Source organism: Microbacterium testaceum, from assembly GCF_020781835.1.
GTDB classification, from domain to species: Bacteria; Actinomycetota; Actinomycetes; order Actinomycetales; family Microbacteriaceae; genus Microbacterium; species Microbacterium testaceum_H.
The window spans coordinates 1-896 of record NZ_JAJGNJ010000040.1; the positions used below are offsets into that span (position 1 = coordinate 1).

Consider the following 896-nt stretch of genomic DNA (forward strand, 5'->3'; position numbering starts at 1 on the left):
GGAGCTGGAGAAGGCGGCGCTGAAGGAGTTGGCTGAGGGAAACTTCTAGGCCCGGGCAGACGTCGCGCCGCCGTCTCGCACCTGCTCAGGACACTGCAGGTGAGCGAACGGATGGCGTGCCGCCTGGCCGGGCTCTCACGCTCCGCATACCGGCGCCCGCTCAAGGGCGAAACCACCGACGATCCGGACATGGCGCTGCGGGACTGGCTGCGCGCCTGGGCGAAGAACCATCCCCGCTACGGGTATCGGCGGGCGTATCACGACGCCCGCGCCGAGGAGTGGGTGGTGAACCACAAGAAGATCCAACGGCTGTGGCGCGAGGAGGGACTGCGCGTCCCGCAGCGGCGTCGCCGCAAACGCGTCGGGTCCTCGACCGTCGACGCGCCGACGGCGGATGCGCCGAACGTGGTGTGGGCGGTGGACTTTCAGTTCGATGCCGACGATCACGGCCGACCGATCAAGATCTGCTCCATCGTCGACGAACACACCCGGGAGTGCATCGGCGGCCTCGTGGAGCGCTCGATTACCGCCGACCGACTCACCGCCCACCTCGAGGACCTCGTCGCCGCCCGGGGCGCCCCGGCGGTGCTCAGGTCGGACAACGGGCCGGAGTTCATCAGCGAAGCGATGGCCGACTGGGCCGGCACCCGCACCGGCTTGAGCTACATTCCTCCGGGCTCGCCGTGGCGCAACGGGTACGTCGAGTCGTTCAACAGCCGGATCCGCGACGAGTGCCTCAACATCAACAGCTTCTATTCGCTACTGCACGCGCAGGTCGTGATCGGCGACTGGAAGGACGAGTACAACCATCACCGCCGGCACTCCTCGCTCGGCTACCTACCCCCAGTCGAGTACGCTCGACAGTGCACCCATCAAATGGAAACCGACGACTCACA

General features: G+C 67.2%; 1 pseudogene. It reads left to right on the top strand.

From position 1 onward, the window contains the following. Nucleotides 1–896: pseudogene (locus LL239_RS17515) on the top strand (IS3 family transposase); the annotation flags it as partial.